The organism is Arthrobacter sp. ERGS1:01 (assembly GCF_001281315.1).
Classification (GTDB): Bacteria; Actinomycetota; Actinomycetes; order Actinomycetales; family Micrococcaceae; genus Specibacter.
Window position 1 is genome coordinate 2,921,535 of sequence record NZ_CP012479.1, and the last position, 21,130, is coordinate 2,942,664.

General features: G+C 66.5%; 24 protein-coding genes. 11 read left to right on the plus strand and 13 right to left on the minus strand.

The genetic code is table 11. From position 1 onward, the window contains the following. Positions 1-5: 5 nt before the first annotated feature. Positions 6-881 (plus strand): DNA-methyltransferase, encoded by an 876-nt coding sequence (locus AL755_RS17175; protein ID WP_054012040.1) that lies wholly within the window; start codon positions 6-8, stop codon positions 879-881. Here the strand turns inward: AL755_RS17175 and AL755_RS17180 are convergent. Together AL755_RS17180 and AL755_RS17185 are read right to left on the minus strand one after the other, a co-directional pair. Continuing rightward, complete coding sequence (locus AL755_RS17180) at positions 878-1,618, minus strand: YoaK family protein (RefSeq protein WP_082369383.1); 741 nt, start codon at positions 1,616-1,618, stop codon at positions 878-880. The genes AL755_RS17175 and AL755_RS17180 overlap by 4 nt on opposite strands. 283 nt (positions 1,619-1,901) lie before the next feature. Continuing rightward, positions 1,902-2,750, minus strand: coding sequence for a PHP domain-containing protein (locus tag AL755_RS17185; protein WP_054012041.1), 849 nt, complete (start codon positions 2,748-2,750; stop codon positions 1,902-1,904). 80 nt (positions 2,751-2,830) lie between these two features. Here AL755_RS17185 and AL755_RS17190 point away from each other — a divergent pair, with 80 nt between their 5' ends. Further along, positions 2,831-4,405 carry an aminopeptidase P family protein gene (locus AL755_RS17190; RefSeq protein ID WP_237762526.1) on the plus strand — a complete coding sequence of 525 codons (1,575 nt, stop codon included), beginning with the start codon at positions 2,831-2,833 and terminating at the stop codon, positions 4,403-4,405. Between the two features lie 105 nt (positions 4,406-4,510). On the opposite strand, the gene AL755_RS17195 is transcribed toward AL755_RS17190, so the two are convergent. The 3 genes from AL755_RS17195 to AL755_RS17205 all read right to left on the minus strand — a co-directional run bounded on the left by AL755_RS17195 (position 4,511) and on the right by AL755_RS17205 (position 6,255). Next, on the minus strand, positions 4,511-4,795 hold the full coding sequence (locus AL755_RS17195; protein WP_054012043.1) for a transcriptional regulator: 285 nt from the start codon (positions 4,793-4,795) through the stop codon (positions 4,511-4,513). Next, positions 4,792-5,247 (minus strand): hypothetical protein, encoded by a 456-nt coding sequence (locus tag AL755_RS17200; protein ID WP_054012044.1) that lies wholly within the window; start codon positions 5,245-5,247, stop codon positions 4,792-4,794. The genes AL755_RS17195 and AL755_RS17200 overlap by 4 nt, the downstream gene beginning before the upstream one ends. 126 nt (positions 5,248-5,373) lie before the next feature. Next, positions 5,374-6,255 carry a general stress protein gene (locus AL755_RS17205; protein WP_054012045.1) on the minus strand — a complete coding sequence of 294 codons (882 nt, stop codon included), beginning with the start codon at positions 6,253-6,255 and terminating at the stop codon, positions 5,374-5,376. A 110-nt stretch (positions 6,256-6,365) separates the two neighbouring features. Between AL755_RS17205 and AL755_RS17210 the strand changes: the two genes are divergently transcribed. From AL755_RS17210 to AL755_RS17220, 3 genes are read left to right on the plus strand one after another with little or no spacing between them, the layout of a single operon-like run. After that, entirely contained in the window at positions 6,366-7,652 is a 1,287-nt protein-coding gene (locus AL755_RS17210) for a magnesium transporter MgtE N-terminal domain-containing protein (RefSeq protein WP_054012046.1), read from the plus strand. After that, complete coding sequence (locus tag AL755_RS17215; protein WP_054012047.1) at positions 7,645-8,229, plus strand: DUF1003 domain-containing protein; 585 nt, start codon at positions 7,645-7,647, stop codon at positions 8,227-8,229. The genes AL755_RS17210 and AL755_RS17215 overlap by 8 nt, the downstream gene beginning before the upstream one ends. Positions 8,230-8,240: 11 nt before the next feature. Continuing rightward, positions 8,241-9,368: an Mrp/NBP35 family ATP-binding protein gene (locus AL755_RS17220; RefSeq protein ID WP_054012048.1), complete on the plus strand. Its 1,128-nt coding sequence runs from the start codon at positions 8,241-8,243 to the stop codon at positions 9,366-9,368. Between the two features lie 99 nt (positions 9,369-9,467). Here the strand turns inward: AL755_RS17220 and AL755_RS17225 are convergent, their stop codons facing one another. Beyond that, the gene (locus AL755_RS17225; RefSeq protein WP_054012049.1) at positions 9,468-9,884 is read right to left on the minus strand and encodes a twin-arginine translocase TatA/TatE family subunit; all 417 of its coding nucleotides are present in this window, start codon (positions 9,882-9,884) and stop codon (positions 9,468-9,470) included. A gap of 105 nt (positions 9,885-9,989) precedes the next feature. Beyond that, on the minus strand, positions 9,990-10,721 hold the full coding sequence (gene sigE / locus AL755_RS17230; RefSeq protein WP_082369384.1) for an RNA polymerase sigma factor SigE: 732 nt from the start codon (positions 10,719-10,721) through the stop codon (positions 9,990-9,992). 107 nt (positions 10,722-10,828) lie between these two features. Between sigE and AL755_RS17235 the strand changes: the two genes are divergently transcribed. Further along, on the plus strand, positions 10,829-11,461 hold the full coding sequence (locus AL755_RS17235; protein WP_054012051.1) for an O-methyltransferase: 633 nt from the start codon (positions 10,829-10,831) through the stop codon (positions 11,459-11,461). 119 nt (positions 11,462-11,580) lie between these two features. Here AL755_RS17235 and AL755_RS22550 read toward each other — a convergent pair whose 3' ends face one another. From AL755_RS22550 to AL755_RS17255, 5 genes are all read right to left on the minus strand, one after another. Next, the gene (locus tag AL755_RS22550; protein WP_082369385.1) at positions 11,581-11,748 is read right to left on the minus strand and encodes a DUF3117 domain-containing protein; all 168 of its coding nucleotides are present in this window, start codon (positions 11,746-11,748) and stop codon (positions 11,581-11,583) included. Between the two features lie 155 nt (positions 11,749-11,903). Then, positions 11,904-13,139, minus strand: a complete 1,236-nt coding sequence (locus AL755_RS17240) for a hypothetical protein (RefSeq protein ID WP_054013156.1) — start codon at positions 13,137-13,139, stop codon at positions 11,904-11,906. Then, positions 13,136-13,723, minus strand: a complete 588-nt coding sequence (locus tag AL755_RS17245) for a DNA-3-methyladenine glycosylase I (protein ID WP_054012052.1) — start codon at positions 13,721-13,723, stop codon at positions 13,136-13,138. The genes AL755_RS17240 and AL755_RS17245 overlap by 4 nt, the downstream gene beginning before the upstream one ends. 2 nt (positions 13,724-13,725) lie before the next feature. Continuing rightward, positions 13,726-14,145 carry a DivIVA domain-containing protein gene (locus tag AL755_RS17250; RefSeq protein WP_237762527.1) on the minus strand — a complete coding sequence of 140 codons (420 nt, stop codon included), beginning with the start codon at positions 14,143-14,145 and terminating at the stop codon, positions 13,726-13,728. Positions 14,146-14,201: 56 nt separating this feature from the next. Continuing rightward, the gene (locus tag AL755_RS17255; protein ID WP_054012053.1) at positions 14,202-14,984 is read right to left on the minus strand and encodes an LOG family protein; all 783 of its coding nucleotides are present in this window, start codon (positions 14,982-14,984) and stop codon (positions 14,202-14,204) included. 106 nt (positions 14,985-15,090) lie between these two features. On the opposite strand from AL755_RS17255, the gene AL755_RS17260 reads away from it, so the two are divergent. After that, complete coding sequence (locus tag AL755_RS17260) at positions 15,091-15,846, plus strand: amino acid ABC transporter ATP-binding protein (RefSeq protein ID WP_054012054.1); 756 nt, start codon at positions 15,091-15,093, stop codon at positions 15,844-15,846. A gap of 101 nt (positions 15,847-15,947) precedes the next feature. Here AL755_RS17260 and dapE read toward each other — a convergent pair whose 3' ends face one another. Further along, positions 15,948-17,048 carry a succinyl-diaminopimelate desuccinylase gene (gene dapE / locus AL755_RS17265; protein WP_054012055.1) on the minus strand — a complete coding sequence of 367 codons (1,101 nt, stop codon included), beginning with the start codon at positions 17,046-17,048 and terminating at the stop codon, positions 15,948-15,950. 174 nt (positions 17,049-17,222) lie between these two features. On the opposite strand from dapE, the gene AL755_RS17270 reads away from it, so the two are divergent. The 4 genes from AL755_RS17270 to AL755_RS17285 all read left to right on the plus strand — a co-directional run bounded on the left by AL755_RS17270 (position 17,223) and on the right by AL755_RS17285 (position 21,100). Next, positions 17,223-17,894: a fasciclin domain-containing protein gene (locus AL755_RS17270; RefSeq protein WP_082369386.1), complete on the plus strand. Its 672-nt coding sequence runs from the start codon at positions 17,223-17,225 to the stop codon at positions 17,892-17,894. Positions 17,895-17,939: 45 nt separating this feature from the next. Beyond that, on the plus strand, positions 17,940-18,551 hold the full coding sequence (gene sigK / locus AL755_RS17275; RefSeq protein WP_445290483.1) for an ECF RNA polymerase sigma factor SigK: 612 nt from the start codon (positions 17,940-17,942) through the stop codon (positions 18,549-18,551). Next, complete coding sequence (locus AL755_RS17280; protein ID WP_054012057.1) at positions 18,551-19,330, plus strand: anti-sigma factor; 780 nt, start codon at positions 18,551-18,553, stop codon at positions 19,328-19,330. Before sigK ends, AL755_RS17280 begins: the two co-directional genes overlap by 1 nt. Before the next feature lie 171 nt (positions 19,331-19,501). After that, positions 19,502-21,100, plus strand: coding sequence for a molybdopterin-dependent oxidoreductase (locus AL755_RS17285; RefSeq protein ID WP_082369387.1), 1,599 nt, complete (start codon positions 19,502-19,504; stop codon positions 21,098-21,100). Positions 21,101-21,130: the final 30 nt, after the last annotated feature.

The following is a 21,130-nucleotide window of genomic DNA, read 5'->3' on the forward strand; positions in this document are numbered from 1 at the left end:
TTTCGATGACGACTGCATGGCAGCCGGACGCTGACGGGCCGAACCTGGTAGTCCACGCGGACAACTCGGAGTTCCTGCCCACCCTGCCCGACGGCTCCTTCACGATGATTTACGTGGACCCGCCCTTTAACACGGGGCGGGTGCAGAGTCGTCGGCAAACCACCATGGTGCGCAACACCGACGGCGACGGCGACCGCACCGGCTTTGGCGGGCGCAGCTACGACACCATCAAGGGTGCGCTGCACAGCTACGACGACGCGTTCACCGACTACTGGTCGTTCCTGGAGCCGCGGCTGCTTGAGGCGTGGCGGCTGCTGGCCGACGACGGCACCTTGTACCTGCACCTGGACTACCGGGAGGTGCACTACGCCAAGGTCATGCTGGATGCGATCTTTGGCCGAGAGTGTTTCCTGAACGAGATCATCTGGGCGTACGACTATGGTGCGCGGGCCAAGAACCGGTGGCCCACCAAGCACGACAACATCCTGGTGTACGTGAAGAATCCGGCCAAGTACCACTTCGACAATGCCGAGGTGGACCGGGAGCCCTACATGGCCCCGGGGCTTGTCACCCCCGAAAAGCGTGAGCTCGGGAAGCTGCCCACGGATGTTTGGTGGCACACGATCGTCTCGCCCACGGGCAAGGAAAAGACCGGCTACCCCACGCAAAAACCGGAAGGGTTGCTGCGCCGCGCCGTCGCCGCGTCATCCCGCGAGGGCGACTGGGTGCTGGACTTCTTCGCCGGCTCCGGCACCCTGGGCGCCGTGGCCGCGAAGCTGGGCCGCCACTTTGTGTGCGTCGACCAGAACCCACAGGCCATCGAGGTCATGGCTGCCCGTTTGGGGCATGTGGCCACGGTGGTCGAAAACCCGGCGCCCTAGCCGGGGCGCTGACCAGTGGCGCCGGTGGCCCACCCGGGTGTTCCGCGCGCTGCCCAAACCGAGCCGATCAGCGCCATCGCAAGCAGTATCGCCACGGCCACGATTCCGGTGCTGACACCATAGTGCAGGACCAGGATCGCGCCGGTTACGGCTCCCGCCAACATTGCGAGCACCGCGATGAGGCGCCGTGTCGCAGTGGCGAGATCCCGCTTGCGCAGATCCGAGCCGATACCGGTGAGCGTCATGGTGAGCACCGTCGTCGTCATGTCTGGGACACCAAGGTGGCGAACCACGGCGTTCTGAACTCCAAGGGCGATCGCACCAACGGCCACGATCGCCAATTGCCCGGCGATCGTGAGCTGCGGCCCGGCGCTCAGGCTGATCACGAGCGCCGCCAGGAACAGCACGAACTCCACCACGAGCGCGTTGCGGAGGAGCTTGCCGCGGTGTCCGCAGAACCGTGAGATGACAATGCCGCCGGCCGCTGCTCCCAGGAGGAATCCGGCGAGCGCCACGAGCGAACCCGACAAGCTGTAGCCGGGTGCGCCGGCCAGCGCGAAGCCGATAAATACGACGTTTCCGGTCATGTTGGCCACGAAGACCCGGCCGAGGCCAAGGATGCTGATCGCGTCAATGAGGCCCGTACCCAGGGTCAGTAGGAGCAGGAGCGCGGGAAGCGGGCCATGCACCGGGTGCGCGAAGTAGCTTCGAGCGCCGTTTGACCGTGCCGCTTCCATGGCTAGTGCTCCTCCGTGTTCCAAGTGCTGGCGTGCCTTCACTGTACGACGAGTCCGGCTCCGCGCAAGCGGCAAATCAGCGCCAAGGCCCGCGTTCCGCCATCCATGGTGCAGCTCCTGCGGGTTGCGACTGCTACCCCGTACCGGCGGTGCAGCTCCTGCGACCTCCGGCGCCGTCGGCCCGCATCTGCTGCACCACCGAAATCGTGAGGCGCCGCGAACCCGCAGGAGCTGCACCACCGATTCCAGTTGAGGGCGGGACCTGGAAATCAGGGAACCGCAGCTACGGCAGGTACGGCGCCGATCCCGTCGCGGCGTCCAGAATCCGCTCCAGCATCTCCGGCGAGGTGAGGTTCTCGCCCAGCAGGTTCGGCTTGCCGGCGCCGTGGTAGTCGGAGGACCCCGTGATGATCAGGCCCCTCCGTGCGGCCAGGCGTCGCAGCTGTGCCCGGCCCTCGGGCGGGTTGTCCCGGTGGTCGATCTCCACGCCCAGCAGGCCGGCGTCGATCATGTCATGGAAAGTCTGGTCCGACACCACCCTGCCCCTCGCCGAAGCTACGGGGTGGGCAAATACCGGCACTCCCCCGGCCTCCCGGACCAACTCCACGGCCAGGACGGGGTCGGCGGCGTAGTGGCTGACAAAATACCGTGAATGCGAGGTCAGGATATTGGCGAAGGCCTCGTTACGGTCGGCCACGATGCCCGCTGCCACGAGGGCATCGGCAATGTGCGGCCGTCCCACCGTCGCGCCCGGCGCCAGATGCGCGCTGACGTCGTCCCAGTTCAGCGGGTAGTCCTCGGCCAGGCGCTCGACCATCCGTTCGGCCCGGGTCCGGCGTGCGTCCTTGGCCTTGTTGATCTCCTCGAGCAGGCCGGGATGGTCGGGGTCGTGCAGATAGGACAGCAGGTGCACGCTGATCCCCTGCGACGTCTTGCAGGACACCTCCATGCCGGGCAGCAGGCCAATGCCCAGGGCGCGGGCCGCCGTCCGGGCGTCGGCCCAGCCGTCGGTGGAATCGTGGTCGGTCAACGCCACCACATCCAGTCCCGCAGCGGCCGCCGCAGCCATCAACTCAGCGGGGGGTTGCGTGCCGTCGGAGACGTTGGAGTGCGTATGCAGATCGATCCTCACTCCCCAAGACTACGTCCGTTGTCCGCCAGACGTGGCGTGCGTCCTTTGTGGCTCCGTACCCGCGGTGAGAGACTTAAGGGGTGAACCAGACTGAGCAATCCTCCGTGCACCCAGACCCGTCGACCCAGCAGCCGCTCGAGGAGCGCGTGAACAACCGTTCACACCGCCCCGATTCGGATGCGTTCCGCGCCTTCATGGCCGCCAATTGGGCCCCGTCCACCGCAGAACTTCCCGCCCGTGCCGACGTGGCGGACCACGCCGCGCGCCGCCGTCGTGCCATCTCCGAGCAGTTCAAGGGCGAACGCCTCGTGATCCCCGCCGGCCCGTTGAAGGTCCGCTCCAACGACTGCGACTACCGCTTCCGCCCGCACTCTGCGTTCGCGCACCTGACCGGCCTGGGCGTTGACCACGAGCCCGACGCCGTGCTGATCCTTGACCCGACCGACGACGGTGCGGGCGACGACGGCGGCCACCACCACGCCAGCCTGTACTTCCGCCCCATGGCCGGCCGGGACACGAAGGCGTTCTATGCCGACTCCCGCAGCGGCGAGTTCTGGATTGGCCGGCGCCCGTCCCTGGCCGAGTTCGCGGCCCTGTTGGGCCTGGACACGGCGGACCTGGCCGAGCTCGAGGTGGCCATCACCAAGAACGTGGGCGAGCCTTCCGTGGGCGGCATTTCCATCCGCCTGGTCCGCAAGGTCGATGAGAACATTGACGCCCTGGTCGACACGGCCCGCTACAACACGGCCCAGGACCCGGACAACATGGACTTTGGCGCCCTGGATGCCAAGGACGAGAAGCTGGCCGAGGCCCTCTCCGAGCTGCGCCTGATCAAGGACGCCTGGGAGATCGAGCAGATGAAGGTTGCCGTGGCCGCCACCGCCGCCGGCTTCGAGGAGATCATCAAGTCCCTGCCGCGCGCCGTCGCCCACCACCGTGGCGAGCGCGTCGTCGAGGGCGCCTTCTTTGCCCGCGCCCGCGAGGAAGGCAACGAGCTCGGCTACGACACCATTGCCGCTGCCGGCAACAATGCCACGATCCTGCACTGGAACCGCAACACCGGAACCGTGAACGAGGGACAGCTGCTGCTGGTGGACGCCGGCGTCGAGGCCGAATCCCTGTACACGGCCGACATCACCCGCACCATCCCGGTCAACGGCACGTACTCCGCCGTGCAGCGCAAGATCTACCAGGCCGTCCTGGACGCCGCCGACGCCGCGTTCGCCGTCGCCGTGCCGGGGCGGAAGTTCCGTGACGTCCACGTGGCCGCCATGGAGGTCCTGGCCGCGCACCTTCAGGAGTGGGGCATGCTGCCCGTCTCCGCCGAGGTGGCCCTGTCCGTGGACGGCCAGCAGCACCGCCGCTGGATGCCGCACGGCACCAGCCACCATCTTGGCCTGGACGTGCACGACTGCGCCCAGGCCCGCGCCGAGCTGTACCTGGACGGCGTCATCACCGAGGGCATGGTGTTCACCATCGAGCCCGGCCTGTACTTCAAGGAGGAGGACCTGGCCATCCCGGCCGAGTTCCGCGGCAACGGCGTGCGCATCGAGGACGACATCCTCATCACGGCCGAGGGCCCCGTCAACCTGAGCGCGGCACTCCCCCGCACCCCGGACGACGTCGAAGCCTGGATGGCGCGCCTGAGCTCCTAGCCCCCTCCGACTGTGTTGCACTTGTTGGACGGATTTCCCCGAATTTCGGTGATTTTCGTCGAATAAGTGCAACACAGTTGTTTAAGCCCGACGACGCGGGTCGGGTCAGCCTTCGATCAGCGCCTTGAGCGCGGCCACGTGGGCCCGATAAGCGGCCCTGCCATCCGGGGTCAGCTCCGCCCAGGTCTTGACCCGCCCCCGGCCCGTCGGCTTGGAGAGCTTCACGTAGCCGGCGTCCTCGAGCACCTTCAGCTGCTTGCTGGTCACTGAGTCGGCGGCGCCGAGCATGTCCCGGATGGCTGCGAACTCCGCCTGGTCTATGGTGCTTAGGTAGGCGCAGATCCGCAGTCTGTTGGGGGCGTGGATGACCTCATTGAGTCCCTCCGTCACGGCTGTTCCCGCAACTGGGCGCGCAGGGCCGCATCGAAGCGCCGCCCCACGACGACGGTGGCAATAAACAGCACGGGCGCCGCAACCCAGGCCACCCAATCAAGGGATGCCAATCTGGCCAACAGGATCGCGATAATCATGCACGCCAGATAAAGGCCCACCAGCACGAGGGCCAGCGGAGTGGCTGCCCCGGCGCGGAATCCAGAAACCCAGATGCCGGTTTTGTTCTTGTAGGCGGCCATCAGCATTCCCAACCCGACGAAGTAGACGACGATCCCGGCGACGATGACGACCAGGTTTCCCAACGCATAGACGAGCACGAATCCGGCCACGAGCAGGCCGAGCACAGGGTGGTACCACCACGGGGTGACGAGGCGGTCCGCCGCGGCGGAGCGAGCGCTTCCAACGGCGGCAAGGGCTTCGCGGGCATCACGCATCGATTCGTTTTCCATAGTGGAAAGTCAATCACTTTCCGCAATGGAAAGTCAATAACCCTCTGCGCTCCCCGATCCTCGGGATCGATTCCTTAAACAGCGCCGACCCGCACTCGTAGAACGAATGCGGGCCGGTGGGGAGTCTTAGTTCTCCGCGGGCTTGTCTTCCGGCTCGGCCGGTGTAACAGGAGGGGCGGGCGGGGTGTCCACCCGGATGCCGTACTGCGGGCGGCCGTCGGGCAGGTCGGGGAACTGGCCGCGGCGCGGCCCGTTCAGCGGTGCCTGGCCGGGACGGGTGTGGTCGTCGGGGGCCTGTCCTGTGGGGACTTCCTGCGGTGCGGGCTGCTGCGGGGCCCCATAGGGATCGTGCCACCCCTCGGGGCGTGCCGGCGGGGCCTGGGTGGGTGCGGCCGGCGGCTGGTAACCCTGGCCCTGGTACGGGCCCTGCCCTTGTCCCTGATACGGACCCTGGTGCGGGCCCGGCCCCTGGTACGGCGACTGGTGCTGGCGCGGGGCCGTGGAGTTCATGGGCAGCTGGGCCAGGATGCGGCGGGCGTCCATGGCGACGTCGGGGGTGACGATGACGTCGTAGTTGGAGGCCAGCACCTGGTTGGTGGAGGTAAAGTCGCGCTTGCCGCGCTGGGCGGCATAGCCGATGATCGCGAACAGCATCCAGAACGCGGCACCCAACAAGATGGCGGTGAAGACGTTCACATAGGGTCCGCCGGCGGTGCCGGAGGTGCCGTCGAAGAAGGACAGCAGGACGCCGATGAACAAACCAAACCAGGCGCCCGTCATGGCGCCGGAGAACGCCACCCGGGGGTAGCTGAGCTTGCCCGTGACCCGCTCGACCATTTTCAGGTCATTGCCCACGATGGAGACGTGCTGGACCGGGAATTTCTCGTCAGCCAGGTAGTCAACGGCTTTTTGCGCGTCGAGGTAAGACGTGTAGGAGCCAATGGTTTCCCCTGTCGGGACAACACGTGCCTCATCAAAGGGTCGGGTACGTCCAAAGATGTTAGCCATATCTCCATTGTTCACCATCTTCCTGCACATTGGCTGGAGTATCGCTGGTAGTGAAATAGCCGGGAGCCGGGGGTTACGCCAATGTCCGTCCGGGGAAGTAGATTGTAAGGGTGAGCACACAACCTACGCGCATCTTTGTTGCGCGACTCCTGGGCCTTGACGTCTTCGACCCCCTGGGCGACCGTCTGGGCAAATTGCGGGACGTTGTGGTCCTCGGACGCGGGGCCCCCAACGCGGCACCCCACGCCGTCGGTATCGTCGTCGAGGTTCCCGGCAAGAAACGCGTGTTCGTGCCGATGACCCGGCTGACGTCCATGGACCAGTCGCAGATCATCTGCACCGGCCTGGTCAACCTACGCCGCTTTGAGCAGCGTGGCGCCGAGCAGCTGGTGGTGGCGGGCATCTTTGACCGCAGGGTCACCCTGGTGGATGGCAGCGGCGACGCCGTGATCGAGGACATCGCCATGGACCAGCAACGCAACGGCGACTGGCTTGTCACGAAACTCTTTGTGCGCCGCGGCACCTCCACCTCGCGGCTGCGGGGCCTGCGCCGCGGCCACACGCTGCTCATCGACTGGGCGGACGCCCATCCCAGGGACGCGGCCGAACCGCAGGGCGCCCTGCACTTCGTGGCCACCCACGAGGACCTGAAACCGGCCGACTTCGCCGACGCCCTGCAGGAGATGAGCGACAAACGCCGGGTGGAGGTTGCCGGCGAACTGCAGGATGAACGCCTGGCCGACATCATGTCCGAGCTCCCCGAGGAGGACCAGGTCAGCCTGCTGTCCGCCCTGGACAACGAACGCGCCGCCGACGTCCTGGAGGAGATGGACCCCGACGACGCCGCCGACCTCCTCGCCGACCTTCCCCAGGCCAAGGCCGAGGAACTGCTCTTGCTCATGGAGCCCGACGAGGCCAAGGATGTCCGGCGCCTGCTCCAATACGAGGAAGGCACGGCCGGTGCGCTCATGACGCCGGTGCCGGTGATCCTGCCGCCGGAAGCCACCGTGGCCGAGGCGCTGGCCCACGTGCGCAGCGAGGACCTCTCCCCCGCCCTGGCATCCGCGATCTTTATTTGCCGCCCGCCGCTGGAAACGCCCACGGGCCGTTTCCTGGGCGTGGTCCACATCCAGCAACTGCTCCGCAGCGCCCCGCCCGAACAGTTGGGCACGCTGGTGGACAAGAACCTGGAGCCGGTCTCCGACCAGGAGGACATCAGCGTGGTCAGCCACATGATGGCCTCCTACAACCTCAACGCCCTGCCCGTGGTGAACCGAGAAGGCCGCCTGGTGGGGGCCGTGACGGTGGATGACCTGCTTGACCACCTGCTGCCCGAAGACTGGCGCACCCACGATGACGGCGCACCCATCAGGAAATTAGGAGGACGCATTGGCTGAACGGCACCATGCCAAGGGCGGCGGCCTCGATACGCCCATGGAGCTGAAGTCCCGGCTCCTGCCCAACCTGGCCGGCGACCCCGATCTGTTCGGCCGCTTCGCCGAACGCTTTGCCCGCTACATGGGCACGGCGAACTTTCTGCTGTACATGACCATTTTTGTGGTCGTCTGGATCGCCCTGAACGTGGTGGGGCTGTTCGGGCTCAAATGGGACCCCTATCCGTTCATCCTTCTCAACCTCTTCTTCTCCACCCAGGCGTCCTACGCGGCGCCCCTGATCCTGTTGGCCCAGAACCGCCAGGACGACCGCGACCGCGTCCAGATCGAGCAGGACCGTTCCCGCAATGAACGCAACCTTGCCGACACCGAGTACCTCACCCGTGAGGTCGCGGCGCTGCGCATTTCGCTGCGCGAGGTGGCCACCCGCGACTTCGTCCGCTCGGAACTGCGCAGCCTGCTCGAGGAGCTCCTGGCCATCTCCGAGGACGGTGAACCGGTCAGAGACTCCCGTTCCCCGCGATCCCCGGCCACGAGCACCATGAAGACGGTCTCGGCAAAACGCACCAACAACTCCTAAGGCACCTCCCCATGAACGCCCCCACTGCCGCCTCGCTGCAGGCCGCCCTTGCCACCGTCATCGACCCCGAGCTGCGCCGGCCCATCACCGAGCTGGGCATGGTCGAGTCCGTGGCGGCCGACGACGGCGGCCGGGTACGCGCCGTCGTCCTGCTCACGGTGGCCGGTTGCCCCCTGCGGGAGACCATCACCCGGGACGCCACGGCGGCCCTCATGGCCGTGGCCGGCGTGACGGGCGTGGACGTTGAGCTGTCCGTCATGACGGCGGAGCAGCGCGCGGCGCTCAAGGACCAGCTCCAAGGCGCCGGGGCCGTGCGCGGTATCCCGTTCAACGAGGAATCGTCGCTGACCCGGGTCTACGCGGTGGCCAGCGGCAAGGGCGGCGTGGGCAAATCGTCCGTCACCGTCAACCTGGCCTGCGCCATGGCCGCCAAGGGGCTGCGCGTGGGCATTGTGGACGCCGACATTTACGGCTTCTCCGTGCCGGCGCTCATGGGCATCACCCAGACGCCTACCCGGGTCGATGAGATGATCCTGCCGCCCGTGGCCCACGACGTGAAGGTCATCTCGATCGGCATGTTCGTCACCGGCAACCAGCCGGTCGCCTGGCGCGGGCCCATGCTGCACCGGGCGCTGGAACAGTTCCTGACCGATGTGTACTTTGGCGACCTTGACGCCCTGTTCCTGGACCTGCCGCCGGGCACCGGGGACGTGGCCATCTCGGTGGCCCAGCTGCTGCCCAAGGCCGAGATCCTGGTGGTGACCACCCCGCAGGCGGCCGCCGCCGATGTCGCCGAGCGGGCAGGCGCCATCGCCGTGCAGACTGGCCAGAAGGTGGCCGGCGTCATCGAGAACATGTCGTTCTTGACGTTGCCGGACGGCACCACCATGGACTTGTTTGGCTCCGGCGGCGGCGAAATCCTCGCCAAGCGGCTCAGCCAAACCGTCAACGCCACCGTTGAACTAATGGGCCAGATTCCGCTGGACGTGGCCCTGCGCGAGGGCGGGGACATTGGCGCACCGATCGTGCTGGCCAATCCCGAGTCGCCGGCCGCGGCGGCGCTGCTGGGGATTGCCGATAAATTGGCGGTCCGCCCTCGCGGCCTTGCCGGCATGAGCCTTGGCGTCACCCCACGCTAGCCGCAGACAGCCTCCGAAAAGACCGATTGCGCAGATAAGGCGACTCCCAACGCTTGGGAGTCGCCTTATCTGCGCAATCGATTTTGTGGAGCGCGGTGCTTAGGTTGCTTCGAGGTCGAACGGGGCCAGCTGCCCCACGGCCAGGCGCTCGACGGGCGTTTCGGCCGGCACCGACTCGATGGCCTTGTCGTCGTCCTTGCCGAGCATGGAGGCGATGGCTGCGGCAGGTGCCGTCTTGAGGGAGTTGAGCGCGTCGACGTCGTCGTCGTCCAGCAGGGCCTCGCGGATGATCCGGCGGGGATCGTACTGGCGCGGGTCCAGCTTCTTCCAGTCGATGTCATCGATATCGAGGCCGGCTTCATCCTTGATGGTTTCGCGCGCGCCGGAAGCCATCCGGCGTACTTCGCGGATGAGGTTCTTCAGCTTGTCCACGTAGCCCGGAAGCCGCTTGGGGCCGATCACCAGGAGTGCCACAATGACAATCAGGACCAGCTCGGGGGTATTGATACCAAACACGTTAGGAAGATTACCCTCTCAACACTCAAAGCAACGATTCCGCGGGGGTAATGATCTTTTTTGGTCGTTGGCTTGCTCTTACATGACGGTGGAACAGCGTTGCGCCTAGTGCATCCCGACGATTCTCGGCAGCGACAGCAGCGGCTTCTTGGGCGTGCGCACATCCTTGCTGCGTCCCGGTGCCCGGTCCGCCAACGATTCGCGCAACATCGCCCGGCCGCGGTGGATGCGGGAGCGGACGGTGCCAAGTTTGATGTTCAGGACGTGGGCAACCTCGTCGTAGGAGAGCCCCTCCATGTCGCACAGCACGACGGCGGCACGGAAGTCCGGCGGCAACGCCTCCAGGGCGGCGGCGATGTCCACGTCGAGGTTGTTGAACTCAAAGGTGCGTTCCGGTCCGGGATCGGCACCGGCCAGCCGCGACTCGGCGTCCTCGGCCAGGGCGTCAAAACGGATCCGCTGCTTGCGGCGGGCCTGGTCCAGGAACAAGTTGGTGGTGATGCGGTGCAGCCAGCCGTCCAGGGTGCCCGGCTTGAAGTTGGCCAGGGATTTGAACGCGCGGACAAACACCTCTTGGGTGAGGTCCTCGGCGTCGAACCTGTTGCCCGTGAGGCGGTAGGCGAGCCGGAAGACCTTCGTTGAGTGGTTCTCCACCACTTCATCCCAGGTGGGCGGGGTCCAGGCCGGCTCGATCGGCTCGGCTGGAACGGCGGTTTTCAACGCAGGCACGGCTGTGGAGCTGGTGGCTGAACTCATGGCTGCACCTCTTTTCGTACGGCTTGCGGCTGCACTGAATCCTCGAAGAACCTGCCCGGGAAATGGTTCCCAAGTCCCCATAGTGTGCCAAACAAAGCTGACATTTAGCTGAAGAAGTGAGAAATTCAGCCCACGGCGCAGGCAGTAGGCTAGAGGGACCCACCGCGAGAGTATAGGAAACACCACCCATGAGCGCCGACAAGTCCACCAGCTGGTCCTACGCAGAGGGCCTGCCCGTGGAAGATGACGTCTTGCGTCGCGCCCGCGAACGCTCACACGAGCTGGGCTTGTTCCCCGTCAGCACCGGCGTCGCCGCCGCCCTGACTGTATTGGCCGCCTCCTCGAAGGCCCTGACCGCCGTCGAGGTTGGCACGGGTGCCGGCGTATCCGGCGTGGCCCTGCTGCGCGGATTGGGCCCCAAGGCCGTGCTGACCACCATTGATCCGGACGTGGACCACCTCAGGGCCGCCCGTGAGGCGTTCATCGAGTCCGGCTCCCCCGCCAACCGCACCCGCACCATCTCCGGCCGCGGCCAGGACGTGCTGCCCCGCCTGACCGATTCCGCCTACGACCTGGTGTTCATCGACGCGGACAAGCCCAGCTTCCCCGAGTACGTGGAACAGGGCATCCGGCTGCTGAAGTCCGGGGGGTTGCTGATCATCAATGACGCCATGGACAAGGACAGGGTTTCCAACCCGGCCATCCGCGAGCCCGGAACCGTGACCCTGCGCCGCGTGGGCAAGCTGATCCGCGACAACGAGGCCCTGGTCTCGGCCATGCTGCCCACCGGCGACGGCCTGCTGTTGGCGGTCAAGCGCTAGCAGGGCCAGCACATCTGTGCGGACTCACACGCAATACACGACTTAAACGCCAAGCGGGGCGGCTGGTGCCGCCCCGCTTGGTAAATCGGTGTCCCGGTAAGTATGTGTGCAGCCGTGGGCTACTCGGTTACTCCGACCAGGCATTCCTTGAGGCTGCTGGCCTCGTCGGCGTTCATTTCCACCACGAGTCGCCCGCCGCCTTCAAGTGGCAGTCGCAAGATCAGGCTCCGCCCTTCCTTGGTCACTTCCATTGGACCGTCGCCGGTTCTGGGTTTCATGGCGGCCATCAGGACTTCCCCTTTTCATAGTACGAACCAACCGGTCTGTGGGGTTTCCCCACTGGCAGGTTCGTGTTGTATCCCTCACAGTCCATTATTCCGTATTTCGACCGCCGGGCGCTAATCGGGCACGCCCACGCGGGGACCAAAAACTTCCCGGAGTGCTAGGGCGGCCAGCTCACGCCGGTGTTGATGGTGGTAAATTGCCACAACCATACAACCCACACGATTTGCAGCACCGTGAACATGAGCAGCACGCTCCACCGGTAGGCGCGGGATGTGGAGATGAACGCGGCGGCCAGCGCCAGCGGAAACAGCGGTAGCATCATCCGGAACGTGCTCGATTGCGGGTCAAGCACCGCCAACAGGTACAGCAGGTAGGCGCCGCACCATACCGTCAGGTCAACGCCGATCCGCCGCACGGCATGCGAGTTCAGGTACAGGGCGGCCAGCCCCACCAGCAACACCGGCAGCAGCGGCCCCCAGAGCGGGCCCACCAGCTTCACACCGGCGTTGAACCACGGCAGGAACAGCTGCAGGTGCGTCCCGCGCCAGGCCGTCTCCGTGTCCGTGTAGGCGCTGCGGTCCCCCGTCACCCACCAGGCTACGAGCATCCAGGCGAACGCCATGAAACCGCTGACCACCAGCAGGACCACACCCGATACCATCTCCCGGACTGGGAACGGCTCGGACCGCCGGCGCCACCAGCGCAACAGCAGGTGGATGCCGACGACGGCGGCAAACGGCACCCCCGCCGGCCGGGACAGGCACAGCAGGATCACCACGGGCACGGCGAGCCAGTATCGTCGCCGGATCAGCAGGTACAGGGCCGCGGCCAGCAGGAAGGTGCTCAGCGATTCCGCGTAGGCCACCTGCAGGATCGGCGCAATGGGGAACATGGCAAAGAAGGCAACGCCCCACAGCGCGGTGGTTGGTGAGGCAAAGCGGCGAAACAGGACGTAGATCATCAGGGCCGCGGCAAACCCGGCGACCGTGGCCACGAGCGGCCCGGCCACCATCCAGGGCAGGCCCGTGACGCTGTTCAGGCCACGCGCGAGCAACGGGAACAGCGGGTAGAACGCCCATTGGTTGGGCTGCGCCGTGCCGTCCGCGTTGCGGGGAATCGAGGTGGGATAGCCGCCGTTGAAGATGCGCTCGTACCAGCCGGCGTCCCACCGGTTGATGAACGTCAGGTAGTCCGGCCGGTCCCCGCCCCACGGCGACGCCCCGGCGTGCCAGGCGGCCCCGGCCAGGATGAGGAAGGAGACAAGGCGTGCGGCCGCATAGAGCAGCGTAACCTTCAGCCACCATGGCGCCGCCCGCAGCGGGGCCATGAGCCGGCGAATCGCGGCAAAGAGGTCGTCGTTGAAAGTGGGGCGCGCGGTTTGGCTGCCGCTCACGTCTGCGCGAGGGCCCCGGCCACCCAGCACCCGGGTTGGTGGTCGTTGGCCAGGCCGATCGCCTGCATCATGGCGTAGGCGGTGGTGGGGCCCACAAAGGAAAAGCCGCGCTTCTTGAGGACCTTGGCCAGCGCCGCCGATTCAGCGGTCTTGCCCGGGATCGGGGTATCGGGGTGCCGGGGAACGGCGGGCGCATGGTCGCGGAGCAGGGACGAAAGCGATACGCCGTCGGGCAGCTCCAGCAGCGCCCGGGCGTTGCCGATCGTGGCGTTGATCTTCATCAGGTTGCGCACGATTCCGGCGTCGGCCATGAGCCGCTCAACGTCCGCCTGGGTAAACTCGGCCACGGCCGCCGGCTCAAAGTTGGCGAAGGCGGACCGGAAGGCGTCGCGTTTGCGCAGGATCGTGATCCAGCTCAGTCCGGACTGGAACGCCTCCAGGCTCAGCCGTTCAAAAAGTTCGCGTTCCCCGTCGACTGGGCGCCCCCACTCCTCGTCGTGGTAGCGCTGGTATTGCTCGTCCCCGGCCATGCCGGCCCATGCGCAGCGGGCCCGGCCGTCGGCGCCTACAACGACGTCGTCCATGCTCACGCGTTCAGGGTTGGTGCGGATGGGGCCGGGGAGTCCCCGGCGTCGGCGTCTGGGGCGGGCGCGGCAGCGACAGCAGTGCCGGGCTCGACGGCGTCGACCGTGGCCGTCACGGATCCGGCGGCCCCTTCCAGCTCGGCAATGCGCAAATCCTTCGCGGCCAGCTCGTCGCGCAGCCGGTCAAGGACCTCATCGACCTGGTCCATGCGGTAACCGCGCAGGCCCAGCGCAAACCGTAGCTTGTCGACGTCGGCCGGCGCCGGTTGTGCGGGCAGCAGCACCGGCGGAAGCCCGGAAACCGGCTCGCCCAGGCCGTCGTGGTAGATCTCGGAGTCGTCGTCCGGCTTTTTCAGGCCCACCACGTAGACGGCCACGGCGGCGGCCAACATGACGGCAAGGAAGATCAGGAAGTAGGTCACACCTCCATCGTGCCAGATCCGGTGCCGGGACGGTGGCACCGCAGTGGCGGATTACGTCAGTCCGCGTCGACCTTCGCACCGGCCTGGCCGGCCATGACGAGGGCCACGGCTTCCTCGGGTGTATCGGCCAGCTGGAGAATGTCCATGTCACCGGGTGAGACCAGACCTTCGGCAACCATGGTGTCCTTGATCCAGCCCAACAACGGCGCCCAGAAAGCGCTGTCCACGAGCACGATCGGGAACTGGGTGACCTTGTTGGTCTGCACAAGCACCATCGCCTCGAACAGTTCATCGAGGGTGCCCAGGCCACCGGGGAGCACCACGAAGCCCTGCGCGTACTTCACGAACATGGTCTTGCGGGCAAAGAAGTAGCGGAAGTCCACGCCCAGGCCAACCCACTGGTTCATGCCCTGCTCAAACGGCAGCTCAATGCCCAAGCCGATCGAGAGCCCGTTGGCTTCGCTGGCGCCGCGGTTGGCGGCTTCCATGGAGCCGGGCCCGCCGCCGGTGATGACGGCGACGCCGGCCTCGGCCAGCAGCCTGCCCACCTCGACGCCGATCTTGTAGTTGCGGCTTTCCGGCTTGGTACGGGCCGAACCGAACACGCTGATGGCCGGCCCAATGTCGGCGAGCGCGTCAAAGCCCTGCACGAACTCGCTTTGGATGCGCATGACCCGCCACGGGTCCGTGTGCGTGAAGTCATCGCTCTGCGGTGTGTCCCTCGGGGTGTCAAGGAGCCGGGAGTCGGCGGTGGAGCCTTCGGGCGCGCCCTTCCGCCACCCGCCAAAGCGTTGCTTCTTGAGACGGGCGGGCCTGCTGGATCCGGTGGGTGCACTCATAAATCCAAGGTTACGCGACAGTAGGGTGTGCCCACGGGCTGCCGGCCGGGGCGTGTTGGCGGCACGGCGGCTTACGGCGAACGCGGATCCTCGGTAGATTCTCCCCATGAGCACTCAAGCGCAATCCCGGTCACTGGTGGAGCTGGTGGGTGTCAACAAGCATTTCGGCGATCAGCATGTGCTCAAGGACATCAACCTTGCGGTGGCCCGCGGGGAGGTCGTGGCGGTGATCGGCCCCTCGGGGGCCGGAAAGTCCACGCTGTGCCGCGCCATCAACCGCCTGGAGACCATCGATTCCGGCACCATCAGCATTGACGGCCGGGAGCTTCCGGCGGAGGGCCGTGCACTGGCCGCCCTGCGTGCAGAGGTGGGCATGGTGTTCCAATCATTCAACCTGTTCTCGCAGATCACCGTCCTGGACAACGTGACGCTGGGCCCGGTCAAGATCAAGGGCATTCCCAAGGCCGACGCCGAGGCACGCGCCTTTGCGTTGCTGAACCGTGTGGGCGTGGGCGGGCAGGCGGACAAGCTGCCGGCCCAACTTTCCGGCGGCCAGCAGCAGCGCGTGGCCATTGCCCGGGCACTGGCCATGGACCCGAAGGTCATGCTCTTTGACGAACCAACCAGCGCCCTCGACCCGGAAATGGTCAGCGAGGTCCTTGACGTCATGACCGCCCTGGCCCGGGACGGCATGACCATGGTGGTGGTCACGCACGAGATGGGTTTTGCCCGGAAGGCCGCCAACCGGGTCGTGTTCATGGCCGATGGCCAGATCGTCGAGGAAGCACCACCGGAGGAGTTCTTCACCAGTCCGCGCAGCACGCGCGCCAGGGACTTCCTCTCGAAAATCCTGCGCAACTAGAGGGGCTGCGCGGACGAAGCTGCGCCGAACTCGTGGCGGGTTTTGCGCCCGACAGTGTTCAGCGCCAAACCCGCACCGGGTTCTGCGCATAACCGTCCGGGCTATGCCAGCCAGCGGGTCAGCGCGGCGAGGCATGCGCGGATGTCGTCCGCGGCCACGTGCTCGTTGTCGCTGTGGGCAAGGAGCGCATCGCCGGGGCCAAAGTTGACGGCCGGGATGCCCATTTCGCTGAGCCGGGCCACGTCGGTCCAGCCGTACTTGGGCAGGGGTTCGCGCCCCACGGCCGCCACGAACGACGCCGCCGCCGGCGCGTTCAGGCCCGGTCGGGCACCCGCCGAGGAGTCGGTCCGTACCAGCTCGAAGCCTGTCAGCAGTTCGCGCACGTGCGCCTCGGCGTCGTCGGGGGTCTTGTCGGGGGCGAAGCGGTAGTTGATCTCCACCACGCACAGGTCGGGGATGACGTTGCCGGCCGTGCCGCCGTGGATCTTCACGGCGTTCAGGGATTCGCGGTAGTCGAGCCCGTCCACCCGCACGGTGGCGGGCTCGTAGGCGGCCAGCCTGGCCAGGATGGGCGCGGCGGCGTGGATGGCGTTCTCCCCCATCCATGCCCGGGCCGAATGCGCTGCCAGGCCGTGGGTGGTGACCTCGAAACGGATGGTGCCGTTGCAGCCGCCCTCCACCGTGCCGTTGGTGGGTTCGAGCAGGATCCCAAAGTCGGCATCCAAAAGCTCGCGGTTCTCGCGCACCAGCCGGCCCAGCCCGCTCTTGACCGCGGCCACTTCCTCGTGGTCGTAGAAGATGAACGTGATGTCCTTGGTCGGCTCGGCGACCGTTGCCGCGATGGCCAGCTGTACGGCCACCCCACCCTTCATGTCGGTGGCGCCGCGGCCGTAGAGCACGTCCCCATCCCAGCTGCTCGGCACGGTGCCGCGGGAACCCTCGGCGGTAGGCAGCGGCACGGTGTCCAGGTGGCCGGCCAGGATGATCCGCTCGGCCCGGCCCAGATTGGTCCGCGCCACGATGGAGTCGCCATTGCGCGTCACCTCCAGGTGTCCCAGGGCGCGCAGGGCGGCCTCGACGACGTCGGCAAGTTCGGCCTCATTGCCGGAGACGCTTTCAATGTCCATCAGGGCGGCCGTCAAATGGGCCACGTCCTGGCGAAGGTCGAGGACGGGCGCGGCGGGGTTATTTTCATGGGTCACGGGCCCAGTTTACCGGGGCGGAGAGGGCCCGGAATTTTCTTTTGAATTGCTTCCAATCCGGTTGCGGCGATGCTCCGAAGTACTCTCTGACAGCCCGCACCGCACTGCAGCCAATGGAGCAGCGGCAAGGGAAGCAAGTGGAACTTATCCGCTTTCAAGGTACGGAGAATCATCATGAACACCACCAAGAAGTTCGGCACCCGCAAGAGCCTCAGCCTCGGCATGGGCATCCTCGCCATTGCCGCAATGAGCATGACCGCTTGCAGCGGTACCACCACTGCCTCGAGCTCAACGTCTTCCGCTCCCGCCATGACCTCCGCACCTGCGGCTACCTCGATGGCACCCGCCGGCGACCTGGTCGGCTCCGGTTGTGCCGCCTACGCCGCAGCAGTGCCGAGTGGTGCAGGTTCGGTTGCCGGCATGGCCGCCGACCCGGTCGCCACCGCCGCCTCCAACAACCCGCTGCTGAAGACCCTGACCGCAGCGGTCTCCGGAAAGCTGAACAAGGACGTCAACCTGGTTGACACGCTGAACTCGGGACAGTTCACCGTCTTCGCCCCCGTTGACACCGCCTTCGCCAAGATTCCGGCCGCCACCATTGACGGACTGAAGACCGATTCCAAGACGCTGACATCGATCCTGACCTACCACGTGGTCCCCGGCCAGCTCTCCCCCAGCGAGATCGACGGAACCCACGCCACGGCAGAGGGCAGCACCCTTGACGTCACCGGCAGCGGCGACAACATCATGGTCAACGGCGCCAAGGTCATCTGTGGCGGAGTCAAGACGGCCAATGCCACCGTCTACCTCATCGACACCGTCCTGATGCCGCCGGCCAAGAAGTAACAAACACCGCATCCGGCAGCAACACGAATTGTAAGGATGACCATCATGGGCGGGGATCGTGGCAAGGTAGACACCATGCGTTTACCTTGGCTGCGAGCAGTGGAACCACTGGCCCCGCCGACCCATGAGGACTTGATCCGCCTCGTCGCCCTCGGCGACGAGGCGGCCTTCGAGGAACTTTACGATGCCGTGGCACCCCGGGTCTTTGGCCTGGTGCGCCGAGTGGTCCGCGATCCATCCCAAAGCCAGGAAGTCACCCAGGAAGTCTTCGTTGACATCTGGCAGCAGGCGGCCCGCTTCGATGCGGACAGGGGCCGGGCCATGTCGTGGATCCTGGTCATCGCCCACAGACGGGCGGTGGACAGGGTAAGGGCCAGCCAGGCAAGTATGGACCGCGACATGCGCCAGGGCATCAAGGAGTTCCAGGAAAGCTACGACGACGTCGCAGACACCGTGGAAACCGCAATGGAGGCAGAGCGCGTACAGCGGGCACTGGCGACATTAACAGAACCACAACAGGAAGCCATCAGATTGGCCTACTACGGTGGATATACGCACCAGGAAGTGGCAGAGCTGCTGAAGATCCCGGTGGGCACCGTGAAAACAAGAATTCGCGATGGCATGATCAGGCTCAGGGACAGGTTAGGAGTGGCGTGATGGAAAAACAACTGCATTTGCTAACCGGCGCCTACGCCCTCAACGCCGTCAACGACGCCGACAGGGCAGACTTTGAACGCCATGCCCTGGGCAACGCCGAGACCCGTGAGGAAGTTCGCACACTCAGCGCGACCGCTGCGCTGCTCGCCTACGGCACGGCGGAGGAGACTCCCCCGCCGGAGCTGAAGGCCAACGTCATGGCCGCCATCCGCAACACCCGCCAGTTGCCGGCCAGCAACGTGGTCCGCGACATTTCCTCGGCCCGCAGCCGGTCCACGCACGCTGTTCCCGTGCAGCGGCGCCGCTGGGTTCCCCTGGTCAGCGCCGCGGCGGCCCTTGCCGTGCTGGGCGGCGTCGGCGTAGGCGGCTGGGCGATCGGCCAGAACTCGCAGAGTTCACAGGTTGCCGACTCAAAGAACATCCAGCAGCAACAGCAGGCACTGCTGGCCATCATGGCATCCTCCGACGCCAAGATCGCCACCTCGAGCATTGCCGACGGCGGAACCGTCACGGTTGCCTCTTCCGGCAAGGCCAACCAGGCCGCGGTCATGGTCCGGAACCTGCCGGCACCTCCGGCCGGCAAGACCTACGAACTGTGGTTCATCTCGGCCACGGGCGCCGTGGCCGCCGGCCTCATGAACGACCACGATCCCGCGGTGCCGAGCATGCAGGTCCTTGACGGTCCGCTCGGCGGCGCAACCCACGTGGGCATCACCGTGGAGCCCGCGGGCGGTTCACCCAAACCGACCACCACTCCCATCCTGGTGCAGGCCCTCTAAGACCCGGGCTTACGGCTCAGCGAAGGCCCGGACGACGGCGGATCCCCACATTGGGGGTCCGCCGTTTCCAATCCGCGGCGCAACCGGCTCCGAAGTACAGGCAAGCATTGCTACCAGTTCCATCCCGGTAGCCACACCTGTGCACGTCAAATCAGTACTAAGGAGCCCGTCATGGGACCGGCCAGCAAACACAAGGGCACCACAAGCAAGGGCAAGGCGACGCATTTCTGGTGGGGATTGTTCACCGGCGCGGCCATTGGCGTGATCGCGGCCGGCGTGCTGTTTGCCGTGGCCCAGATTCTGTCGGCATTCTTCGCCACCGTTTCCTCCCCGCTGACCTCGATGGGGTCCACGTTCATCGACTTCACGCCGCCGTGGATGAAGAACTTCGCCATCGCCACCTTTGGCACGAACGACAAGACCGTGCTGTTGCTCTCGCTGACCGTGGGCGCGATCGTCCTGGCCGCGGCCGCAGGTGTGGTGGCCCGCAGGAAGTTCGTGGCCGGCGCCGCCATGGTGGTTGCCTTTGCCGTGGTTATGGGGGCCTGCATCATCTCCCGTTCCGGCGCCTCTGCCGTTGACCTCGTCCCGCTGCTGGTGGGCACGCTGGCCGGACTGGCGGCCCTCCGCTACCTGACCAACGCGGGCGCTGCCAAGCCAGTGCCGGCCGAGCAGGACGACGACGCCCCCGCCCTGCCCAGCAGGCGCACCTTCCTGGTGAGGTCGGCCCTGGTGGCGGGAGCCGCCATCGTGATCGGCGTGGGTGGAAACATCCTCTCCTCGGCACGGAACACGGCCCGGCAAGTGCGTGACGCGCTCAAACTGCCGGCGCCCAAGACCCCCGCCCCAACACTTCCCGGCGGCGTCCAGTCGGCCGTGTCCGGCGTGACCCCGTTCGTCACCCCCAACAACGACTTTTACCGGATCGACACGGCCCTGATCGTGCCCGAGGTTGATCCGAACCAGTGGGAGCTGCGGGTCCACGGCATGGTCGAGGAGGAATTCACCATGTCCTTCAACGACCTCCTGAGCGCCGAGCTGCTTGAGACCTACGTGACGCTGACCTGCGTCTCCAACGTGGTGGGCGGCAATCTGGCCGGCAACGCGAAATGGCTCGGCTACCCGCTGAGCGAGGTCCTGGCCCGGGCCAAGCCGAAGCCGGGCGCCGACATGGTGCTCTCCACCAGCGTCGACGGGTTCAGCGCCTCCACCCCGCTGCCGGTCCTCCAGGACGCCAACCGCAACGCCCTGCTGGCGGTTGGCATGAACGGCCAGCCGCTGCCGCTGGAACACGGATTCCCCGTGCGGATGGTGGTGCCGGGCCTGTACGGCTATGTCTCCGCCACCAAATGGGTGGTGGATCTGGAGGTCACCACCTTCGCGGCGAAGACCGGCTACTGGACAACCCGCGGCTGGTCCTCCCACGGCCCCATCAAGACCGCCTCCCGGGTCGAGGTGCCGCGGGCGTTGGCCCGGGTGCCCGCCGGCAAGGTAGGCATCGGCGGCACCGCCTGGGCGCAGCACACGGGCATCTCGAAGGTGGAAATCCAGCTCGACGGCGGCCCATGGCAGCCGGCGGTCCTCTCGGCCGAGGCCTCCGTGGACACGTGGCGGCAGTGGTCGTACATGTGGGACGGCGCCACGACAGGCACGCACAATGTGAAGGTCCGCGCCTACAACGCCCAGGGCGTGCTGCAGATCGAGGAGCAGGCCCCGCCGGAGCCCGACGGCTCCACGGGCTGGCATTCCATTACGTTCACGGTCGTATGAGCCGACGGAGCGGGGCGGGTGAGGCGTGCG

Bases quoted from the DNA above. Each gene is read 5' to 3' on its own strand.
- AL755_RS17220 (WP_054012048.1), top strand. From the start codon at position 8,241: ATGAACGCCCCCACTGCCGCCTCGCTGCAGGCCGCCCTTGCCACCGTC.
- sigE (WP_082369384.1), bottom strand. From the start codon at position 10,721: ATGGGGACTTGGGAACCATTTCCCGGGCAGGTTCTTCGAGGATTCAGT.
- AL755_RS17180 (WP_082369383.1), bottom strand. From the start codon at position 1,618: ATGGAAGCGGCACGGTCAAACGGCGCTCGAAGCTACTTCGCGCACCCG.
- AL755_RS17175 (WP_054012040.1), top strand. From the start codon at position 6: ATGACGACTGCATGGCAGCCGGACGCTGACGGGCCGAACCTGGTAGTC.
- AL755_RS17255 (WP_054012053.1), bottom strand. From the start codon at position 14,984: ATGAGTGCACCCACCGGATCCAGCAGGCCCGCCCGTCTCAAGAAGCAA.
- AL755_RS17280 (WP_054012057.1), top strand. From the start codon at position 18,551: ATGGAAAAACAACTGCATTTGCTAACCGGCGCCTACGCCCTCAACGCC.
- sigK (WP_445290483.1), top strand. From the start codon at position 17,940: ATGGGCGGGGATCGTGGCAAGGTAGACACCATGCGTTTACCTTGGCTG.
- AL755_RS17285 (WP_082369387.1), top strand. From the start codon at position 19,502: ATGGGACCGGCCAGCAAACACAAGGGCACCACAAGCAAGGGCAAGGCG.
- AL755_RS17260 (WP_054012054.1), top strand. From the start codon at position 15,091: ATGAGCACTCAAGCGCAATCCCGGTCACTGGTGGAGCTGGTGGGTGTC.
- AL755_RS17235 (WP_054012051.1), top strand. From the start codon at position 10,829: ATGAGCGCCGACAAGTCCACCAGCTGGTCCTACGCAGAGGGCCTGCCC.
- AL755_RS22550 (WP_082369385.1), bottom strand. From the start codon at position 11,748: ATGGCCGCCATGAAACCCAGAACCGGCGACGGTCCAATGGAAGTGACC.
- AL755_RS17270 (WP_082369386.1), top strand. From the start codon at position 17,223: ATGAACACCACCAAGAAGTTCGGCACCCGCAAGAGCCTCAGCCTCGGC.
- AL755_RS17245 (WP_054012052.1), bottom strand. From the start codon at position 13,723: ATGGACGACGTCGTTGTAGGCGCCGACGGCCGGGCCCGCTGCGCATGG.
- AL755_RS17200 (WP_054012044.1), bottom strand. From the start codon at position 5,247: ATGGAAAACGAATCGATGCGTGATGCCCGCGAAGCCCTTGCCGCCGTT.
- AL755_RS17205 (WP_054012045.1), bottom strand. From the start codon at position 6,255: ATGGCTAACATCTTTGGACGTACCCGACCCTTTGATGAGGCACGTGTT.